Source organism: Sphingomonas fuzhouensis (assembly GCF_034659795.1).
In the GTDB taxonomy this organism is placed as follows: domain Bacteria; phylum Pseudomonadota; class Alphaproteobacteria; order Sphingomonadales; family Sphingomonadaceae; genus Sphingomonas; species Sphingomonas fuzhouensis.
Window position 1 is genome coordinate 153,452 of the sequence record NZ_JAXSQY010000005.1, and the last position, 15,792, is coordinate 169,243.

Below are 15,792 nucleotides of genomic sequence, written 5' to 3' on the forward strand. Positions count from 1 at the left end.
CGCAAGGGTCGGACAGGCGCGGAGCCCCCGCTCCTTCGCCCATGCCACCGATACGACCCGACCGACGTCCGGGAGTCGACGTCAGTCCGAATCGGACACTCAGCCGAGTGCCTTGACGATCTCTTCGACCATCTTCTTGGCGTCCGCCAGCAGCATCATGGTGTTGTCGCGATAAAATAGCTCGTTATCGACACCCGCATAGCCGACGCCGCCCATCGACCGCTTGATGAACAGCACCGTCTTGGCCTTTTCCACATCCAGTACCGGCATGCCGTAGATGGGCGAGGATCTGTCGGTCTTGGCCGCCGGATTGGTCACGTCGTTGGCCCCGATGACGAAGGCGACGTCGGTCTGTGCGAATTCGGCGTTGATGTCCTCCAGCTCGAACACCTCGTCATAGGGCACGTTCGCTTCGGCCAGCAGGACGTTCATATGGCCCGGCATCCGCCCCGCGACCGGGTGGATGGCGTATTTGACGCGCACCCCTTCCTTCTTCAGCAGGTCGCCCATCTCGCGCAGGACATGCTGCGCCTGCGCCACCGCCATGCCATAGCCGGGGACGATCACGACCTGTTCGGCCTGGCTCATCAGGAAGGCCGCATCCTCCGCGCTGCCGCGCTTCCACGGGCGATCGATCGCCGCACCGCCAGCGCCGCCGCCCGCATCGCTCGCACCGAAGCCGCCCGCGATCACGCTGATGAAGCTGCGGTTCATCGCCCGGCACATGATGTAGGACAGGATCGCGCCCGACGAACCGACCAGCGCGCCGGTGATGATCATCGCGCTGTTGTGGAGCGTGAAGCCCATCGCGGCGGCCGCCCAGCCCGAATAGCTGTTCAGCATCGACACCACGACCGGCATGTCCGCGCCGCCGATGGGCACGATCAGCAGGAAGCCGATCACGAAGGACAGGATGGTGATCGTCCAGAAGATCCAGGGCGCCTGATCCCGCGTGAACATCGCGACCAGGATGACGATCGCGCCGAGGATACCCAGGTTCAACGCATGGCGGCCGGGCAGCAGGATCGGCTTGCCGCCCATATTGCCGTTGAGCTTCAGGAAGGCGATGACCGATCCCGAAAAGGTGATCGCACCGATCGCGACGCCCAGCGCCATTTCGACCCGGCTGACCACGTGGATGCTGGCAAAGGGCTGGCCGATCATCGGCACCACCATATCGGCGATGTCGAAGGCGACCGGGTTCAGGAAGGCGGCGCAGGCGACCGCCACGGCGGCGAGGCCGACGAGCGAATGGAAAGCGGCGACCAGTTGCGGCATCGCGGTCATCGCGATGCGGCGGGCGGTGGTGATGCCGATCAAGGCACCCAGGCCGATGGCGGCGAGGATTTCGAAGGCGGCGGTCCAGTCGATCATCAGATCATGGGGATTCCCCACTGGCAGTGCGTCGGCTCGTAGGGGCACATGCGTCACCAGCGTCGTGACGACCGCGATGCCCATGCCGATCATGCCGAAGCGATTGCCCCGCTGGCTGGTCGTCGGGCTCGACAGCCCGCGCAACGCCAGGATAAAGCACACCCCCGCCACCAGATAGGCGAGCGAGACCCAGGGGTTCGCGGCAACGGCTTCGACCGCCGGGGCGAGCGGCCCGGTGGACAGCGCGGGCGGCACGGGCGCGATCACGAGCGCTTCTCCTTCTTGCGGTACATGGCGAGCATCCGCTGCGTTACCGCAAAGCCGCCGAAGATATTGATGCTGGCCAGCACCACCGCGCCCAGACCCAGCCACTTGGCGACCCCCGACCCCGTCGCCCCCGATGTCGCCGCCGACGCGATCAGCGCACCGACGATGATGACCGAGGAAATGGCATTGGTCACCGCCATCAACGGCGTGTGCAGCGCCGGCGTCACCGACCAGACGACATAATAGCCGACGAAACACGCCAGCACGAAGATCGACAGGATCGCTATGAAGTCCATGTTACTCCTCCCCGGAATGACGGCTGGCGGCGGTGGTTAGGATATGTCTGGTCACACCTTCGATGTCTTTTTGAATATCGTTGGTCGCGATGCGGAGCGTCATAAGACCACGCTCCGCGAACCACATATCCCGGAGAGCGTCCCGCTCTGGCCGATCTCCATAGCCGTGCGCTTCGCTATCGACTTCGATGACCAGTCTCGCTTCGTGGCAATAAAAGTCGGCTATATAGGGGCCTGACGGATGCTGGCGTCGAAACTTGAAACCGCCTGGACGACGACGCAGGGCTTGCCATAGCGTGATCTCGGGCGGCGACATCGCCTGCCGCAAGCCGCGCGCCCGAACGCCAACGTCTTCATAGCCCTGCAACACTCAATTCCTCCCCTGCAAGGGGAGGTGGCAGGCCGAAGGCCTGACGGAGGGGTGTCCCCCCTCTCGATAGCCCGACACCCCTCCGTCGCGCTGCGCGCGCCACCTCCCCTTGCAGGGGAGGAATAACGGTCACGACTGCAACCTCGAATTCACCACCTGTCCGCCCTGGGTCAGCCGGATCGCGTCGCCGATCTCCGCATCGAGGACCGGCCGCCCGGCGTCCTTGTCCCAGAAGGCGGCGAGGAAATTGTGCAGATTGCGCGCGAACAGCGCGGAGGCATCGGCGGCCAACCGGCTGGGCATGTTGCGGTGGCCGATGATCTTCACGCCGTGCCGCTCCACCACCTCGCCCGCGACCGCACCCTCGACATTGCCGCCCGCCTCCACCGCCAGGTCGACGATGACGCTGCCGGACCGCATCGTGGCGATCTGCGCCTCCGTCACCAGGCGCGGCGCGGGGCGGCCGGGGATCAGCGCGGTGGTGATGACGATGTCCTGCTTGGCGATATGCCCGGCGACCAGTTCGGCCTGCGCCGTGCGATAGGCTTCGCTCGTCTCGCCCGCATAGCCGCCCGTACCCTCGCCCTCGATCCCCGCCACGCCCTCGACAAAGATCGGCTTGGCGCCGAGCGACTGGATCTGCTCGCGGGTCGCAGAGCGCACATCGGTCGCCGACACCTGCGCCCCCAGCCGCCGGGCGGTCGCGATCGCCTGAAGCCCCGCGACGCCCACCCCCATCACGAAGACGCGCGCGGCGGGAATCGTGCCCGCCGCCGTCATCATCATCGGAAAGGCCCGCCCATAGGCGCCCGCCGCCTCCAGCACCGCCTTATAGCCCGCCAGATTCGACTGGGACGACAATATGTCCATCGACTGGGCACGGGTGATGCGCGGCATCCAGTCCATTGCCAGCGCCTCCAGCCCCGCCGCCGCATAGGCGGCCACCCTCTCACGCGTACGGAACGGATCGAAGGCCGCGACCACCCAGGCACCGGGCGCGGCCCCGGCCAGGGTCGCAGGCTCGGGTGCCTGCACCGCCAGCACGATCCCGGCCCCCGCCACGGCGTCGGCGCGCGCGGCGATCCGGGCGCCCGCCTGTTCGTAATCGCTGTCGGCGATCCCGGCCGCCAGCCCCGCCCCCCGCTCGACCGCCAGCGTCGCGCCGAGCGCGGTCAGCTTCTTTACGGTCTCCGGCGTGGCGGCGACGCGGGCCTCGTCCGCCATGGTTTCGCGAAGGACGGCGATCCGCAGGCTCACCGGATCAGGCGATCAGCCAGAGGACGATGGCCACCAGCACGGCGGCGACGACCGCGCCCCATTTGAGCAGGCCGATCATCAGGTCATAGGTGGCGACATGCGCCTTCATGCCGCCGGCGTTGCCGTTGATGCCGGTGTCGTTGCCCGCCATGATCCTCACCTCCGCTATCGGCCTGCCGCCGTCGATCGCGCCGCATGAACCGGCACCGAGATTATTCACCCAAGCCCAGGGATCAACCCCGAAACGACGCGAAGCGATGCACGCATCCTCCTGCCCCGCCGGGATAATTTCGGCGGCGGTGCGGGGCGGCGGCAATAGGTAAAAGAAATTGTCCCGATTTAACGCAGATTTTAATAAAGTTGCGCTATACAACCGCCAATTGGGGCAACGGGACGAGTTATGACGCGCAACGGCCAACGTTTGCTGCTGTTGATCGATGACGAACCGGCGCAGCGACGTCTGATCGCGGCGTTGGCGCAGCGTGGCGGCTGGCGCACGCTGTTCGCCACCGATGCCGATATGGCGGCCTCGGTGCTGGGTTCGGCGCAGGGACGTGAACTCGACGCCGTGCTGATCGACCATTGGGCACCCGGCGACGGTGCCACGTCGCTGATCGCCGACTGTCACGCGCTTCGCCCCGAACTGCCCATCCTGATGCTGACCGCCAACGACTCGGTGGCACAGGCGGTGGCGGCGATTCGCGCGGGCGCGACCGATTTCCTGGTCAAGCCGCTGGCCCCCGAACGCCTCCTCGCCGCGCTGGAGGCGTGCGTCGCAGGACAAAGCAGCGGCGAACTCCGCCCACTGACCGAAAAGATCCCCGCCCTTCTCGCCTTTGACGAGATCGTCGGCGACGCCCCCGATTTCCGCGCCGCGCTGGCCATCGCGTCCAAGGCGGCGCACACCCGCGCGGCCGTCCTGATCGAGGGCGAGGGCGGCGTCGGCAAGGAATCGCTGGCCAAGGCGATCCACGCCGCCTCGCCCCGCGCCGAACGGCCGATGATCCCGGTCAACTGCGCGACCACCGCCGCCAATCTGCTCGACAGCATCATCTTCGGCCATGAGGAAGGGGCCTTTGCCGGTGCCTTCGAGCGCCGCATCGGCAAGATGGTCGAGGCGGACGGGTCCACCCTGTTCCTCGACGAAGTGTCGGGCATGCCGAACGAGACGCAGGCGCGGCTGCTCGACATGCTGCAAACCGGCGCGATCGTGCCGCTGGGCGCGCGCCATGCCCGCAATGTCGATGTCCGTATCATCGCCGCCAGCGACGGGCGGCTGATCGAGGCGGTCGAGGCCGGGCGGTTCCGCGAGGACCTGTATCACAAGCTGAATGTCGTCCATGTCGCGGTGCCGCCGCTGCGCGACCGCGCCGACGACGTGCCCGCGCTGACCCGCCATCTGCTGGGCCGTATCGCACAGCAACCGGGCCTGTGCGCCCTCGACATCACCGACGACGCACTCGACCTGCTGCGCCGATACGACTGGCCCGGCAATGTCCGCCAGTTGCAGAACGCCCTCTTCCGCGCCGCCGTGCTGTGCGAGGGCGATGCGCTGACCCCCGCCGATTTCCCGCAGATCGCCTCGCTGGGCGATCGTCCTTCGGTCAGCTCGGGTGTCTCGGCGGGCAGCGCCAATGGCGGGATCAGCCTGTTCCGCCCCGACGGCCATCTGCGCGCGCTGGAGGATATCGAGGCCGATGTGATCCGCCTGGCGATCGGCCATTATCGCGGCCGCATGACCGAAGTCGCCCGACGGCTGGGGATCGGCCGCTCGACCCTCTATCGCAAGCTGGGCGAACTGGGCATCGACAACGCGGCGTAAGGGCATTTTCCTCCCCTGTAAGGGGAGGGGGACCAGCGAAGCTGGTGGAGGGGTGTCCCGCTATCGAGAGGGCGACACCCCTCCGTCAGGCCTGGTGGCCTGCCACCTCCCCTTGCAGGGGAGGAATGTAAGAGCCGCTTACCACAACACCCCGTCGACCGGCTTCATCGGTTCGGGCGCGGGGTCGCCGATCGCCTGGAGCAGGTCGATCTCAATCGTCCGGCACATGGCGCTCAGCGGCAGGTCGTGGACCGTATCGGAAAAGGGATCGACCAGGTCGTCGCCGATCTGCAACGCGGCCAGGAACATCAGGCCTGCGATCGACGAACCGACCGGCGTCGCGAAGCCCAGCGTCTCGACCAGCCCGATCGGCAGCAGCACGCAGAACAGCCGGGTGAAGAAGGCCGGGATGAACCGATACTGGTTGGGCAGCGGCGTGTTCTTCAGCCGCTCCATGCCGCCCTGCGAATTGGCGATGTCGACCAGCACCGATTCCATCTGGGTCTGCTGGATGGTGTCGATCCAGCCCTTGCGCTGGGCGTCGGCGATGCGGCGGCCGGTGCCGTCGAGCAGGCCGTTGGCGGTGTTGGTCCGCGCCAGCGCAGGCTCCGCCTCGCCGTGCGACAGGAAGCGCAGGACTTCGCCGTCGACCGGCTGCTTGCGCAACTGGCAGCGCAGCGCGTTCACATAGGCGATCTGGCGCAGCACGATCGAGCGCTTCAGGTCATGCGCCTCGGGCTCGGGCAGGAAGTTGCGCGTGCTACGCGCGATATTGCGTGAGGCGTTGATCATCAGGCCCCAGAGCTGCCGCCCCTCCCACCAGCGCTGATAGGCCGAATTGGTGCGGAACCCCAGGAACAGCGCCAGCGCGGTGCCGAACAGGGTCAGCGGCAGCGAAGGCGCCTTGAACGGCAGGACATAATAGGCGACCGTGACGATCACGTCCCAGATGAACAGCGCCAGCAAAGGCCGCCACACCTCGGCGATGATGATACGGGTGCGGGGTACGGCGTCGACGATCAAATTCGGTCTCCCTCATCATCCACGATGCGCTGCAACGCGAAAGCACGCCGATGGATGCGGGGCCGAAATAATGACGCGGTGCAGCGGGAGAAGGGGCTGCGGCGTTCGGAAACCAAACGTCACGAACAGGCCATATTCCCGCAGCCCGTGCACCGCCGCTCGATTGGCGGCCAAGTGTTTCTTTCCGCGACCATTCCCGCCTGGACCGGCCATCCGATTCCGCCCTTGCCCGCGCGGTGGCGCTTGCCCGGCACCGGCCCGCCGGGCATGACGAAAAAATATGAGCGCCACGCCCCTACCCCGCATCCTGATCGTCGCAGGCTCCGATTCCGGGGGCGGCGCGGGCATACAGGCAGATATCAAGACGGTCGCGATGCTGGGCGGCCATCCGATGACCGCGATCACCGCGATCACCGCGCAGAACACGCTGGGGGTGCAGGCGGTGCACCCCGTCCCCACCGCCATGGTGATGGCGCAGATCGACAGCGTGCTGGCCGATATCGGCGCGGATGCGGTGAAGATCGGCATGATCGGATCGGCCGAGACCGCGCATGCGCTGGCCGACCGGCTGGAGGCGCTGGCGCTGCCGGTCGTCTTCGACCCGGTGATGATCGCGACCAGCGGATCGGTGCTGGCGGACGCGGATGTGATCGCCGCCTTTCGACGCTTCCTGAGCCTTGCCGCGCTGACCACCCCCAATCTCCCCGAACTGGCGGCGCTGGGCGGCGAGGCGGTGGTACGGCACCAGACGCCCGCGCTGTTGGTCAAGGGCGGGCATGGCGAAGGCCCGGTGATCGAGGACCGGCTGGTCGAGCCGAACGGCGAACAGCGCTGGCAGCATCCCCGGCTGGAGACGAGCGCGACCCATGGCACCGGCTGCACGCTGGCCAGCGCGATCGCGACGGGGCTGGGCCAGGGATTGCCGCTCGCCGATGCGGTCGACCGCGCGATCGCCTTCGTCCAGGCCGCGCTCGCCGCCGCGCCGGGGCTGGGCCGGGGACATGGGCCGATGGGCCATGCGATGGGCATGGTCCCCTTCTACCACCTGCTCGCCGCGATCAGTCGCGAAGGCTGGGACGCGGCCGCCTTCGCCGCGCGTTGGGGGTGAAATTCCTCCCCTCGCAGGGGAGGTGGCAGGCCGGAGGCCTGACGGAGGGGTGTCACGCTATCGAGAGGAGGACACCCCTCCGACGCGCTTCGCGCGCCACCTCCCCTTACAGGGGAGGAATAGGCACCTTCCCATCCCCGCTCGCCCGCGATAAAGCCCCAGCCATGGTCGATACCGGTTTCCCCATGCCCCTGTGCGGCGTGGACGAGGCGGGGCGCGGACCGCTGGCGGGGCCGGTGGTCGCGGCCGCCGTGATCCTGCCCGAACGCGATTGCCCCGGCGGCATCAACGATTCCAAGCAGCTGACCGAAAAGACGCGCGCGCGGCTATGTGCCGAAATCCGCGCCTGTGCGGTGGTCGGCGTCGGGGTGGTTCACCCCGAGGAGATCGACCGGCTCAATATCTATTGGGCGACGATGAAGGCGATGACCCTGGCGGTCGACGCGGTGACCCAGACGCTGGGATGCCATCCCGCGCATGTGCTGGTCGACGGCAACCGCCTGCCAAAATGGGGCTATACCGCCACCGCGATCGTCGGCGGCGATGCCAAGTCGCTGGCGATCGGCGCGGCCTCGATCGTCGCCAAGCATGTCCGCGACCAGATGATGATCGAAGCGGCCGAGCAATGGCCCGCTTATGGCTGGCATTCGAACAAGGGTTACGGCTCGGCGACACATCTGGCGGCGCTTCGCGACCATGGGCCGACACCCCTCCACCGCCGCAGCTTCGCGCCCGTGGCGCAGTGTTACCTCGACCTCTAATTCCTCCCCAAGCTTGCTTGGGGAGGGGGACCATTGCGCCAGCAATGGTGGAGGGGCGAGCCGGACCGGCCATGCCCCTCCACCACGGCCTTCGGCCGCGGTCCCCCTCCCCATCTTCCGATGGGGAGGATTTTAGATTAACCCGAGTCGCAATCGCCACACCCACTCCCTTGGGGGCAAAGTTATCCACACCCCCAATATCTGCCCCGAAACCGCAACGCTGTGCCGAATCTGGCGGATTCCCGCGAGTCGCGGACGCGAATCGCCTCTTGACGACTGACTCATTCCGGGTGGATGCGAAGGTTCGAGGGTAGAAGGAACGGTTAACATGGGGGTGATCCAGACGGTGGCAAAGCCGATCGGGACGCGGCCGGTATCGGCGCACCGCGAAAGCGACCTGCCGCTCGACCAGATCCTGATGGGCGACTGCATCGCCGCGCTCCGTTCGCTGCCCGACAAGTCGGTCGACATGGTCTTCGCCGACCCGCCCTATAATCTCCAGCTCGGCGGCGAACTGTTCCGCCCGGATGGCAGCCATGTCGATGCCGTCACCGACGCCTGGGACAAGTTCGACACCTTCGCCGCCTATGACGCCTTCACCCGTGCCTGGCTCGCCGAATGCTACCGCGTGCTGAAGGACAATGGCTCGCTCTGGGTGATCGGCAGCTATCACAACATCTTCCGCGTCGGGACCGCGGTGCAGGATCTGGGCTTCTGGATCTTGAACGACATCATCTGGCGCAAGTCGAACCCCATGCCCAATTTCAAGGGCACCCGCTTCACCAACGCGCATGAAACTCTGATCTGGGCATCGAAGGGCGAGAAGGCGAAATACACCTTCAACTATCGCTCGATGAAGACGCTGAACGACGAGATCCAGATGCGATCGGACTGGGAATTTCCGATCTGCGGCGGTCAGGAGCGGCTGAAGAAGGACGGGCACAAGGTCCATCCGACCCAGAAGCCCGAGGCGCTGCTCTATCGCATCCTGCTCGCCTGCACCCGGCCGGGCGACGTGATCGCCGACCCCTTCTTCGGCACCGGCACGACCGGCGCGGTCGCCAAGCGGCTCGGCCGCCGCTGGATCGGGATCGAGCGCGAGCCGACCTATTGCGCCGCCGCGATCGAGCGGATCGAGGCCGCACTGCCGCTCGACGAAAGCGCGCTGGCGACGATGCAGAGCCCCAAGGCACAGCCCAAGGTGGCGTTCGGGACCTTGGTCGAAAATGGCTATCTGATGCCCGGCATGCCGCTCATGGATGCCAAGCGCAAATGGCGCGCGACGGTGCGGGCGGACGGGTCGCTTTTGTCGGAATGCGGGCAGGCGGGGTCGATCCACCGGCTGGGTTCGCTGCTTCAGAACCGGCCGACCTGCAATGGCTGGACCTTCTGGCATTATGAGCAGAAGGGCGCGCTGAAGCCGATCGACGCGATGCGCCAGACCTGGCTGCTGGCGACACAGCCCTGACACCGCTTATTCCTCCCCTGTAAGGGGAGGGGGACCAGCGAAGCTGGTGGAGGGGTGTACCCCTCTCGATAGCGCGACACCCCTCCGTCAGGCCTCCGGCCTGCCACCTCCCCTTACAGGGGAGGAATCAGGAATCGTTACATGCACCTGCGCCCCGTCCAATTCGTCGATACCCCCGTCGGGCTGGAGGATGGTAGCGTCGCGCGGCTGGCGGGTGGGATGCAGTGGTTCGCCGCCTACGAAGTCCGCGAAGGGACCAAGCGTCGCATCGTCCCCATCGCGCGGTTTGCGCAGGAATTGGGCGGCTCCCCCCGCGCCGAGGCGCTTCACGCCGCCTTCATCAGCCCCCGTGCGCCCTGGGTCATGGGGCCGCGCACCCTGCGCTTCGACCAGCCGCAGGTCGCCGCGATCCTGAACGTCACCCCCGACAGCTTCTCCGATGGCGGCCAGCATGTCGGCGACCCGGCCGCCGCGGCCGACAGCGGCATGGCGATGGCCGCGCAGGGTGCGGCGGTCATCGACCTGGGCGGCGAGTCCACCCGCCCCGGCGCCGCCCCCGTCTGGGAAGGCGACGAGATCGCCCGCACCGCCCCCGTCATCGAGCGGCTGGCCAAGGGCGGTGCGCTGGTATCGATCGACACGCGCAAGGCCGCCGTGATGGAAGCGGCGCTGGCGGCGGGGGCTGGCATCGTCAACGATGTCGCCGCACTTCTGTGGGACGACCGCGCGCTGGAGGTGGTCGCGAAGGCGGGCTGCCCGGTGATCCTGATGCACTCGCCCGATCCAGCGCAGGGCGGGCATGGCCGCGTCGGTTATGGCGATGTGCTGACCGAGGTGTTCGACTGGCTGGAGGCGCGGATCGCGGCGGTCGCGGCGGCGGGGGTCGACCGGTCGCGGATCATGGTCGATCCCGGTATCGGCTTCGGCAAGTCGCTGGCCGACAATCTGGCCCTCATCAACGGGCTGGCCATCTTCCACGGCCTGGGCTGCCCGATCATGCTGGGGGCCAGCCGCAAGCGGATGATCGGCGCGCTGTCGAACGAGGCGCCCGTCGATGCGCGGCTCGGCGGTTCGCTGGCGCTGGCGGTGAAGGGGGCCGAGGCGGGGGTGCAACTGATCCGCGTGCACGATGTGGCGGAAACCGTACAGGCGCTGCATGTCTGGCGGGGGCTGCGCGACCGCGCGCTGATGGGATAAACTCTCGCTTTTCGGGGCCCGAACGCCCACATAGGGGCGATGCAACGTCCCCAGCCCCAGATTATCCGCGTCATCGACCTGGAGACGACCGGACAGGCCCCGCCCACCCACGGCGTGTGCGAGATCGGCTGGCAGGACGTGGCGCTGGGCAAGGACGGCCGCTGGGAGCTGGAGGGCGAAGGCGGCAGCATCCTGGTCAATCCGGGCCGCCCCATCCCGCCGATCACCCAGGCCATCCACCATATCCTGGACGAACAGGTCGCCGATGCGCCCTGGTGGCATGACGTCGCGCGCCGCGTGCTCGACCCCTGGCCGCGCCGCCTCGCGCTCGCCGCGCACCGGGCGGATTTCGAGCAGCAATATTGCACGCCCGCGATGACCCAGTCGGCCGACTGGATCTGCACCTGGAAATGCGCGCTGCGCCTGTGGCCCGACAGCCCCAGCTTCTCCAACCAGGTGCTGCGCTATTGGCGCAAGCCGCAGGGGCTGGTGCATGAACGCGGCCTGCCCATCCACCGCGCCTTTCCCGACGCCTATGTCACCGCGCATCACCTGCGCGACCAGCTGAACGAGGCGAGCCTGGCGCAGCTGCTCGAATGGTCGCGCAGTCCCGGTCTGTTGCCACGCGTCCGCTACGGCCCCGATCGCGGCAAGGACTGGCGCGAGATCGACGAGGAATCGCTGATCGGCTTCCTGAGCGACCGCGATCCCGACATCCGCTTCACCGCCGAAACCGAAATGGCCCGCCGACGCGGCGGCGGGCATGTCGGGCGTCCCAGCCCGCAGGAACTGCTCCTCTAACTGTCCCTAATTGTCGTCACGATCGTAACTAAACCGGTCTGGCGTCTTTGCCATTCCTTCGATAAGGCATGATCCATGCAAGGGTTGGCTCGCACGCCATTTGGCGGGATACCCGTCGGCCGTGTCCTGATCGCCGCCATGGCGACGGGCTTTCTGGCGTTGCTCGTGGCGGTCGTGGCGGCGGGCTATGCCATTCGCCAGGAAAACGAGCATACCGACTGGATCATCCACACCTATCGCGTCGAATCCGTACTGGTCGAAGCGCGACGGCTGACCGAACAGCAGGAAACGGCGCGGCGGGGCTATATGCTGGCGGGAACCCCGGCCTTTCTCGAAGGCTTCACGCGCGCCCATGCCGCGCTGATCCCGCAGATCGCCGAACTCCGCCGCCTGACCGCCGACAATCCGAACCAGCGCGAGCCGATGGCCCTGGTCATCCAGCGGCTGGCCGCGCTCGACGTCGCCCAGCGCCGGACCAACGAATTGGTCCGACAGGGGCGCGGCGCGGAAGCCCTTCGCCTGTTCCGCACGGACAGCGGCTTGCGGCGGATGCAGGAACTGCGCGCCGTCTTCCAGCGCATGGCGAACGAGGAACGCCGCCTGCTGACCCTGCGCGATGCCGAACAGGTCGCCGGTCGCCGCCACTTCTCGATCGTGGCGGCGGTCGCGCTCCTGCTGTTCCTGCTGGTATCGATCCTCTCCTTCCTGACCGTTCGCCGCTATACCCATGATCTTCAGCAATCGCGGCTGGCGCTGGCCGACCTCAATGCGACGCTGGAGGAACAGGTCAAGGAACGCACCGCCGACCTGGCGCTGGCGAACGAGGAAATTCAGCGCTTCGCCTATATCGTCAGCCACGATCTGCGCTCGCCCCTGGTCAATGTCATGGGCTTCACCGCCGAATTGTCGGCCGCGACCCAGCCGCTGGCCGACCTGATCGACCGGGCCGAGGCGGAGGCGCCGCAGATCGTGACCGAGGAGGCGCGCCTGGCCGCGCGCGAGGACCTGCCCGAGGCGATCGGCTTCATCCGCACCTCGACCGCCAAGATGGACCGGCTGATCAACGCCATCCTGAAGCTCAGCCGCGAAGGGCGCCGCGTGCTGGCACCCGAGATGATTCCGCTGGACCAGCTGGTCGAGCAGATCACCGATTCGATGCGTCAGGTGATCGACAATCGCGGCGTCACCGTGACGATCGAGCGCCCCATGCCGATGATCGTCAGCGACCGGATCGCGCTGGAGCAAATTCTCTCCAACCTAGTCGAGAACGCCACCAAATATCGCCATCCCGACCGTGCCGCCGAGGTGCATGTCTCCGCCAAGGAGACGCACGGCCGGGTGATCGTGGCGGTGCGCGACAATGGCCGCGGCATCGATCCGCGCGACCATCAGCGCATCTTCGACCTGTTCCGCCGCTCGGGCCAGCAGGACCAGCCGGGCGAAGGCATCGGCCTCGCCCATGTCCGCGCGCTCGCCTATCGGCTGGGCGGCACGATTTCGGTCGAATCTCAACTGGGTGAAGGCGCGACCTTCTTCCTGTCGCTACCTCCCACCCTCTCCATCGAAGGCGCCTGAATGAACGACCATCGCTCCGTGGGCATCGTCATGATCGAAGACGATGAAGGCCATGCCCGCCTGATCGAGAAGAATATCCGGCGCGCCGGTATCCTGAACGACATCCGGCACTTCACCGATGGGACGACCGCGCTCGACTATCTGTTCCATGCGCCCGACGGCCCGGCCAAGAGCGGCCCGGCGCTGGTCCTGCTTGACCTCAACCTGCCCGACATGAGCGGCACCGACATCCTGGCCAAGATCAAGGACGACAGCAGCCCGCTGCGCCGTGCGCCCGTCGTCGTGCTGACCACCACCGACGACAAGGTGGAAATCCAGCGCTGCTACGATCTGGGCTGTAACGTCTACATCACCAAGCCGGTGAATTACGAGAATTTCGCCCAGGCGATCCGCCAGCTGGGCCTGTTCCTGTCGGTGATCCAGGTGCCCGAGGTCGAGGGCTGATCGCCCCGTCATGACGAGCGGCCCGGCCCCCCGCATCCTCTATATCGACGATGACGACGCGCTGCGGCGGCTGGTGTCGCGCGCGCTGGAGCGGCGGGGCTATGCGGTCGCATGCGCCGCCTCGGGTGGCGAGGGCCTTGCGATGGCGGCGGACGGCGGCTTCGATCTGGTCGCGGTCGACCATTATATGCCCGGCATGGACGGGCTGGAGACGCTGGCCGCGATCACCGCCCTGCCGGGATCACCGCCGGTCGTCTATGTCACCGGATCGGACGAGGGGCGGATCGCCGTCGCCGCGCTGAAGGCGGGGGCGGCCGATTATGTGGTGAAGACGGTCGGGGAGGATTTCTTCGACCTGCTCTCGGCCACCTTCGCGCAGGTGCTCGACCGCGCCCGGCTGGAGCGGGCCAAGGCCTGTGCCGAGGCCGAGCTGCGCGCCACCAACGCCCGGCTGGAGGCGATGCTGAGCGAGGTGAATCACCGCGTCGCCAACTCGCTGCAACTCGTCTCGGCGATGATCGGGTTGCAGAAGGGCGTCATGCCCGACGGCCTGGCGCGCGAGGCGCTGGAGGATACGCAACGCCGCATCCGCGCGATCGCGCAGGTGCACCGGCGGCTCTATACCGCCAATGACGTCGAACAGGTCGACCTGCGCGACTATCTGGGCGCGCTGATCGAGGAACTGGGCGAAAGCTGGTCGAGCGATGTCCTGCCCCGTACGCTGACCCTGTCCGCCGAACCGATCCGGGTGAAGACCGACCGCGCGGTGTCGATCGGGGTGATCGTCACCGAACTGGTCACCAATGCCTGCAAATATGCCTATCCGGGCCGCGCGGGCGAGGTTCGGATTTCGGTCGCCCAGGCGGATGGCCATTGCCTGTTGGCAGTCGAGGATGACGGCTGCGGCATGGCGGCGGACCAGAAACCGCAAGGCACCGGCCTGGGCGCCAAGCTGATCCGCGCGATGGCGCAGAGCCTGCAGACGGCGGTGGAATATGACCCATCCCATCGCGGGGTGCGGGCGATGCTGCGCGTACCCGTCTAAGCCAGCGTCGGGCGAAGCCAGCCTGCGCCTCTCCCCCCACCGGGAGAGGCCTTATAGCGGGATGACGTCAGATTGCCCTGCGTCATTGCGAGCGTAGCGAAGCAATCCAGAGCGTCTTGCCCGGACACTGGATTGCTTCGCTACGCTCGCGATGCCGAATCCGGCTCATGTCATCCTTCTCCAGGCGCCCCTTTCGCTTACCGGCCTCAGGGCTTGCGGAATTTGTAGACGAACTGGTCGGTCCGCCCGCGAATGGCGGGGTCGAAGACATTCTTCGAATGATCGTCCTCGGGATTGCGCAGCACCCGGCTTTCCCCGACGAAGCGGAAACCGACCGACTGGACCTGGCGCTTGACGGCCTCGGGATCGATCCGGTGGGTCGTGTTGGTATTGGCCAGCCCCCTGCCCACCGTATCGGCATGATCGATGATGACATAGGTGCCGCCCGACTTCAGCAGCTTGAACACCGCCTGGTCGAAGGCGCGCAGCGCCGGTTCGCCCGCATTATTGGCGACGTCATGATAATTCTGGACGGTCCAGAACAGGTCGACCGGCTTGTCCGAGGCGGGCAGGTTCACCGCCTGCACCTGCGCCGTCACGTTGGGCAACTTCCAACCCTGGATCGTGGGCAGGGACTTTTCCGCATATTTCTGCCCGGCGGCGGGCCAATAGGCATAGACATGCCCCTTGGGCCCGACGATGCCGGAGAAGATGCGCGTCCAATAGCCCTTGCCCGGCAGGTAATCGATTACCGTGTCGCCGGGCTTCACACCCGAAAAGGCGAGCACCGCCGCCGCCTGACGCCGTTCGTCGTCACCCGCCTGATCGGCTCGTGCGGGATCGGCCAGCGCGGCGGCGATCGTGGCGGGGACCTTGGCCGGAGCGGCAGGCTTGTGCTGCGCCACCGCGACGGTGGTGCCCGCCGCCAGCATCAGTCCCAGTGCGATCGCCTTCATGCCTGCTCTCCTCGATCCCGATGTCCCC

At 67.1% G+C, this 15,792-nt stretch carries 16 protein-coding genes; 9 read left to right on the top strand and 7 right to left on the bottom strand.

Features of this window, described 5'->3' with window-relative positions; translation table 11 throughout:
* Window positions 1-99 precede the first annotated feature (99 nt).
* The 5 genes from U1H82_RS12240 to U1H82_RS12260 form a co-directional block, all read right to left on the bottom strand.
* Entirely contained in the window at window positions 100-1,617 is a 1,518-nt protein-coding gene (locus tag U1H82_RS12240; RefSeq protein WP_322965394.1) for an NAD(P)(+) transhydrogenase (Re/Si-specific) subunit beta, read from the bottom strand.
* 20 nt (window positions 1,618-1,637) lie between these two features.
* Complete coding sequence (locus U1H82_RS12245) at window positions 1,638-1,937, bottom strand: proton-translocating transhydrogenase family protein (RefSeq protein WP_267432777.1); 300 nt, start codon at window positions 1,935-1,937, stop codon at window positions 1,638-1,640.
* A 1-nt stretch (window position 1,938) separates the two neighbouring features.
* Window positions 1,939-2,307 carry an endonuclease domain-containing protein gene (locus tag U1H82_RS12250; protein WP_322965229.1) on the bottom strand — a complete coding sequence of 123 codons (369 nt, stop codon included), beginning with the start codon at window positions 2,305-2,307 and terminating at the stop codon, window positions 1,939-1,941.
* Window positions 2,308-2,436: 129 nt separating this feature from the next.
* Entirely contained in the window at window positions 2,437-3,558 is a 1,122-nt protein-coding gene (locus U1H82_RS12255) for an NAD(P) transhydrogenase subunit alpha (RefSeq protein WP_322965395.1), read from the bottom strand.
* A 10-nt stretch (window positions 3,559-3,568) separates the two neighbouring features.
* Window positions 3,569-3,715 carry an aa3-type cytochrome c oxidase subunit IV gene (locus tag U1H82_RS12260; protein WP_322965230.1) on the bottom strand — a complete coding sequence of 49 codons (147 nt, stop codon included), beginning with the start codon at window positions 3,713-3,715 and terminating at the stop codon, window positions 3,569-3,571.
* A 249-nt stretch (window positions 3,716-3,964) separates the two neighbouring features.
* Between U1H82_RS12260 and U1H82_RS12265 the strand changes: the two genes are divergently transcribed.
* Complete coding sequence (locus tag U1H82_RS12265) at window positions 3,965-5,386, top strand: sigma-54-dependent transcriptional regulator (protein ID WP_322965232.1); 1,422 nt, start codon at window positions 3,965-3,967, stop codon at window positions 5,384-5,386.
* Window positions 5,387-5,524: 138 nt separating this feature from the next.
* On the opposite strand, the gene U1H82_RS12270 is transcribed toward U1H82_RS12265, so the two are convergent.
* Window positions 5,525-6,409 carry a bestrophin family protein gene (locus U1H82_RS12270; protein ID WP_322965233.1) on the bottom strand — a complete coding sequence of 295 codons (885 nt, stop codon included), beginning with the start codon at window positions 6,407-6,409 and terminating at the stop codon, window positions 5,525-5,527.
* 280 nt (window positions 6,410-6,689) lie between these two features.
* Here U1H82_RS12270 and thiD point away from each other — a divergent pair, with 280 nt between their 5' ends.
* From thiD to U1H82_RS12310, 8 genes are all read left to right on the top strand, one after another.
* Complete coding sequence (gene thiD / locus U1H82_RS12275) at window positions 6,690-7,517, top strand: bifunctional hydroxymethylpyrimidine kinase/phosphomethylpyrimidine kinase (protein WP_322965234.1); 828 nt, start codon at window positions 6,690-6,692, stop codon at window positions 7,515-7,517.
* 164 nt (window positions 7,518-7,681) lie between these two features.
* On the top strand, window positions 7,682-8,278 hold the full coding sequence (gene rnhB, locus U1H82_RS12280) for a ribonuclease HII (RefSeq protein WP_322965235.1): 597 nt from the start codon (window positions 7,682-7,684) through the stop codon (window positions 8,276-8,278).
* Window positions 8,279-8,606: 328 nt separating this feature from the next.
* Complete coding sequence (locus U1H82_RS12285; RefSeq protein WP_322965236.1) at window positions 8,607-9,746, top strand: site-specific DNA-methyltransferase; 1,140 nt, start codon at window positions 8,607-8,609, stop codon at window positions 9,744-9,746.
* 141 nt (window positions 9,747-9,887) lie between these two features.
* The gene (folP, locus tag U1H82_RS12290; protein ID WP_322965237.1) at window positions 9,888-10,943 is read left to right on the top strand and encodes a dihydropteroate synthase; all 1,056 of its coding nucleotides are present in this window, start codon (window positions 9,888-9,890) and stop codon (window positions 10,941-10,943) included.
* Window positions 10,944-10,982: 39 nt separating this feature from the next.
* Window positions 10,983-11,744, top strand: a complete 762-nt coding sequence (locus tag U1H82_RS12295; protein ID WP_322965238.1) for an exonuclease domain-containing protein — start codon at window positions 10,983-10,985, stop codon at window positions 11,742-11,744.
* Window positions 11,745-11,819: 75 nt separating this feature from the next.
* Window positions 11,820-13,319 (top strand): sensor histidine kinase, encoded by a 1,500-nt coding sequence (locus U1H82_RS12300; protein ID WP_322965239.1) that lies wholly within the window; start codon window positions 11,820-11,822, stop codon window positions 13,317-13,319.
* A complete protein-coding gene (locus U1H82_RS12305) occupies window positions 13,320-13,763 on the top strand; it encodes a response regulator (protein WP_322965240.1) in 444 nt (147 codons plus the stop codon). It abuts the gene before it with no gap.
* A 10-nt stretch (window positions 13,764-13,773) separates the two neighbouring features.
* Window positions 13,774-14,808 (top strand): sensor histidine kinase, encoded by a 1,035-nt coding sequence (locus tag U1H82_RS12310; protein ID WP_322965241.1) that lies wholly within the window; start codon window positions 13,774-13,776, stop codon window positions 14,806-14,808.
* Between the two features lie 206 nt (window positions 14,809-15,014).
* Here U1H82_RS12310 and U1H82_RS12315 read toward each other — a convergent pair whose 3' ends face one another.
* Window positions 15,015-15,764, bottom strand: coding sequence for a class I SAM-dependent methyltransferase (locus tag U1H82_RS12315; protein WP_322965242.1), 750 nt, complete (start codon window positions 15,762-15,764; stop codon window positions 15,015-15,017).
* Between the last annotated feature and the right edge of the window lie 28 nt (window positions 15,765-15,792).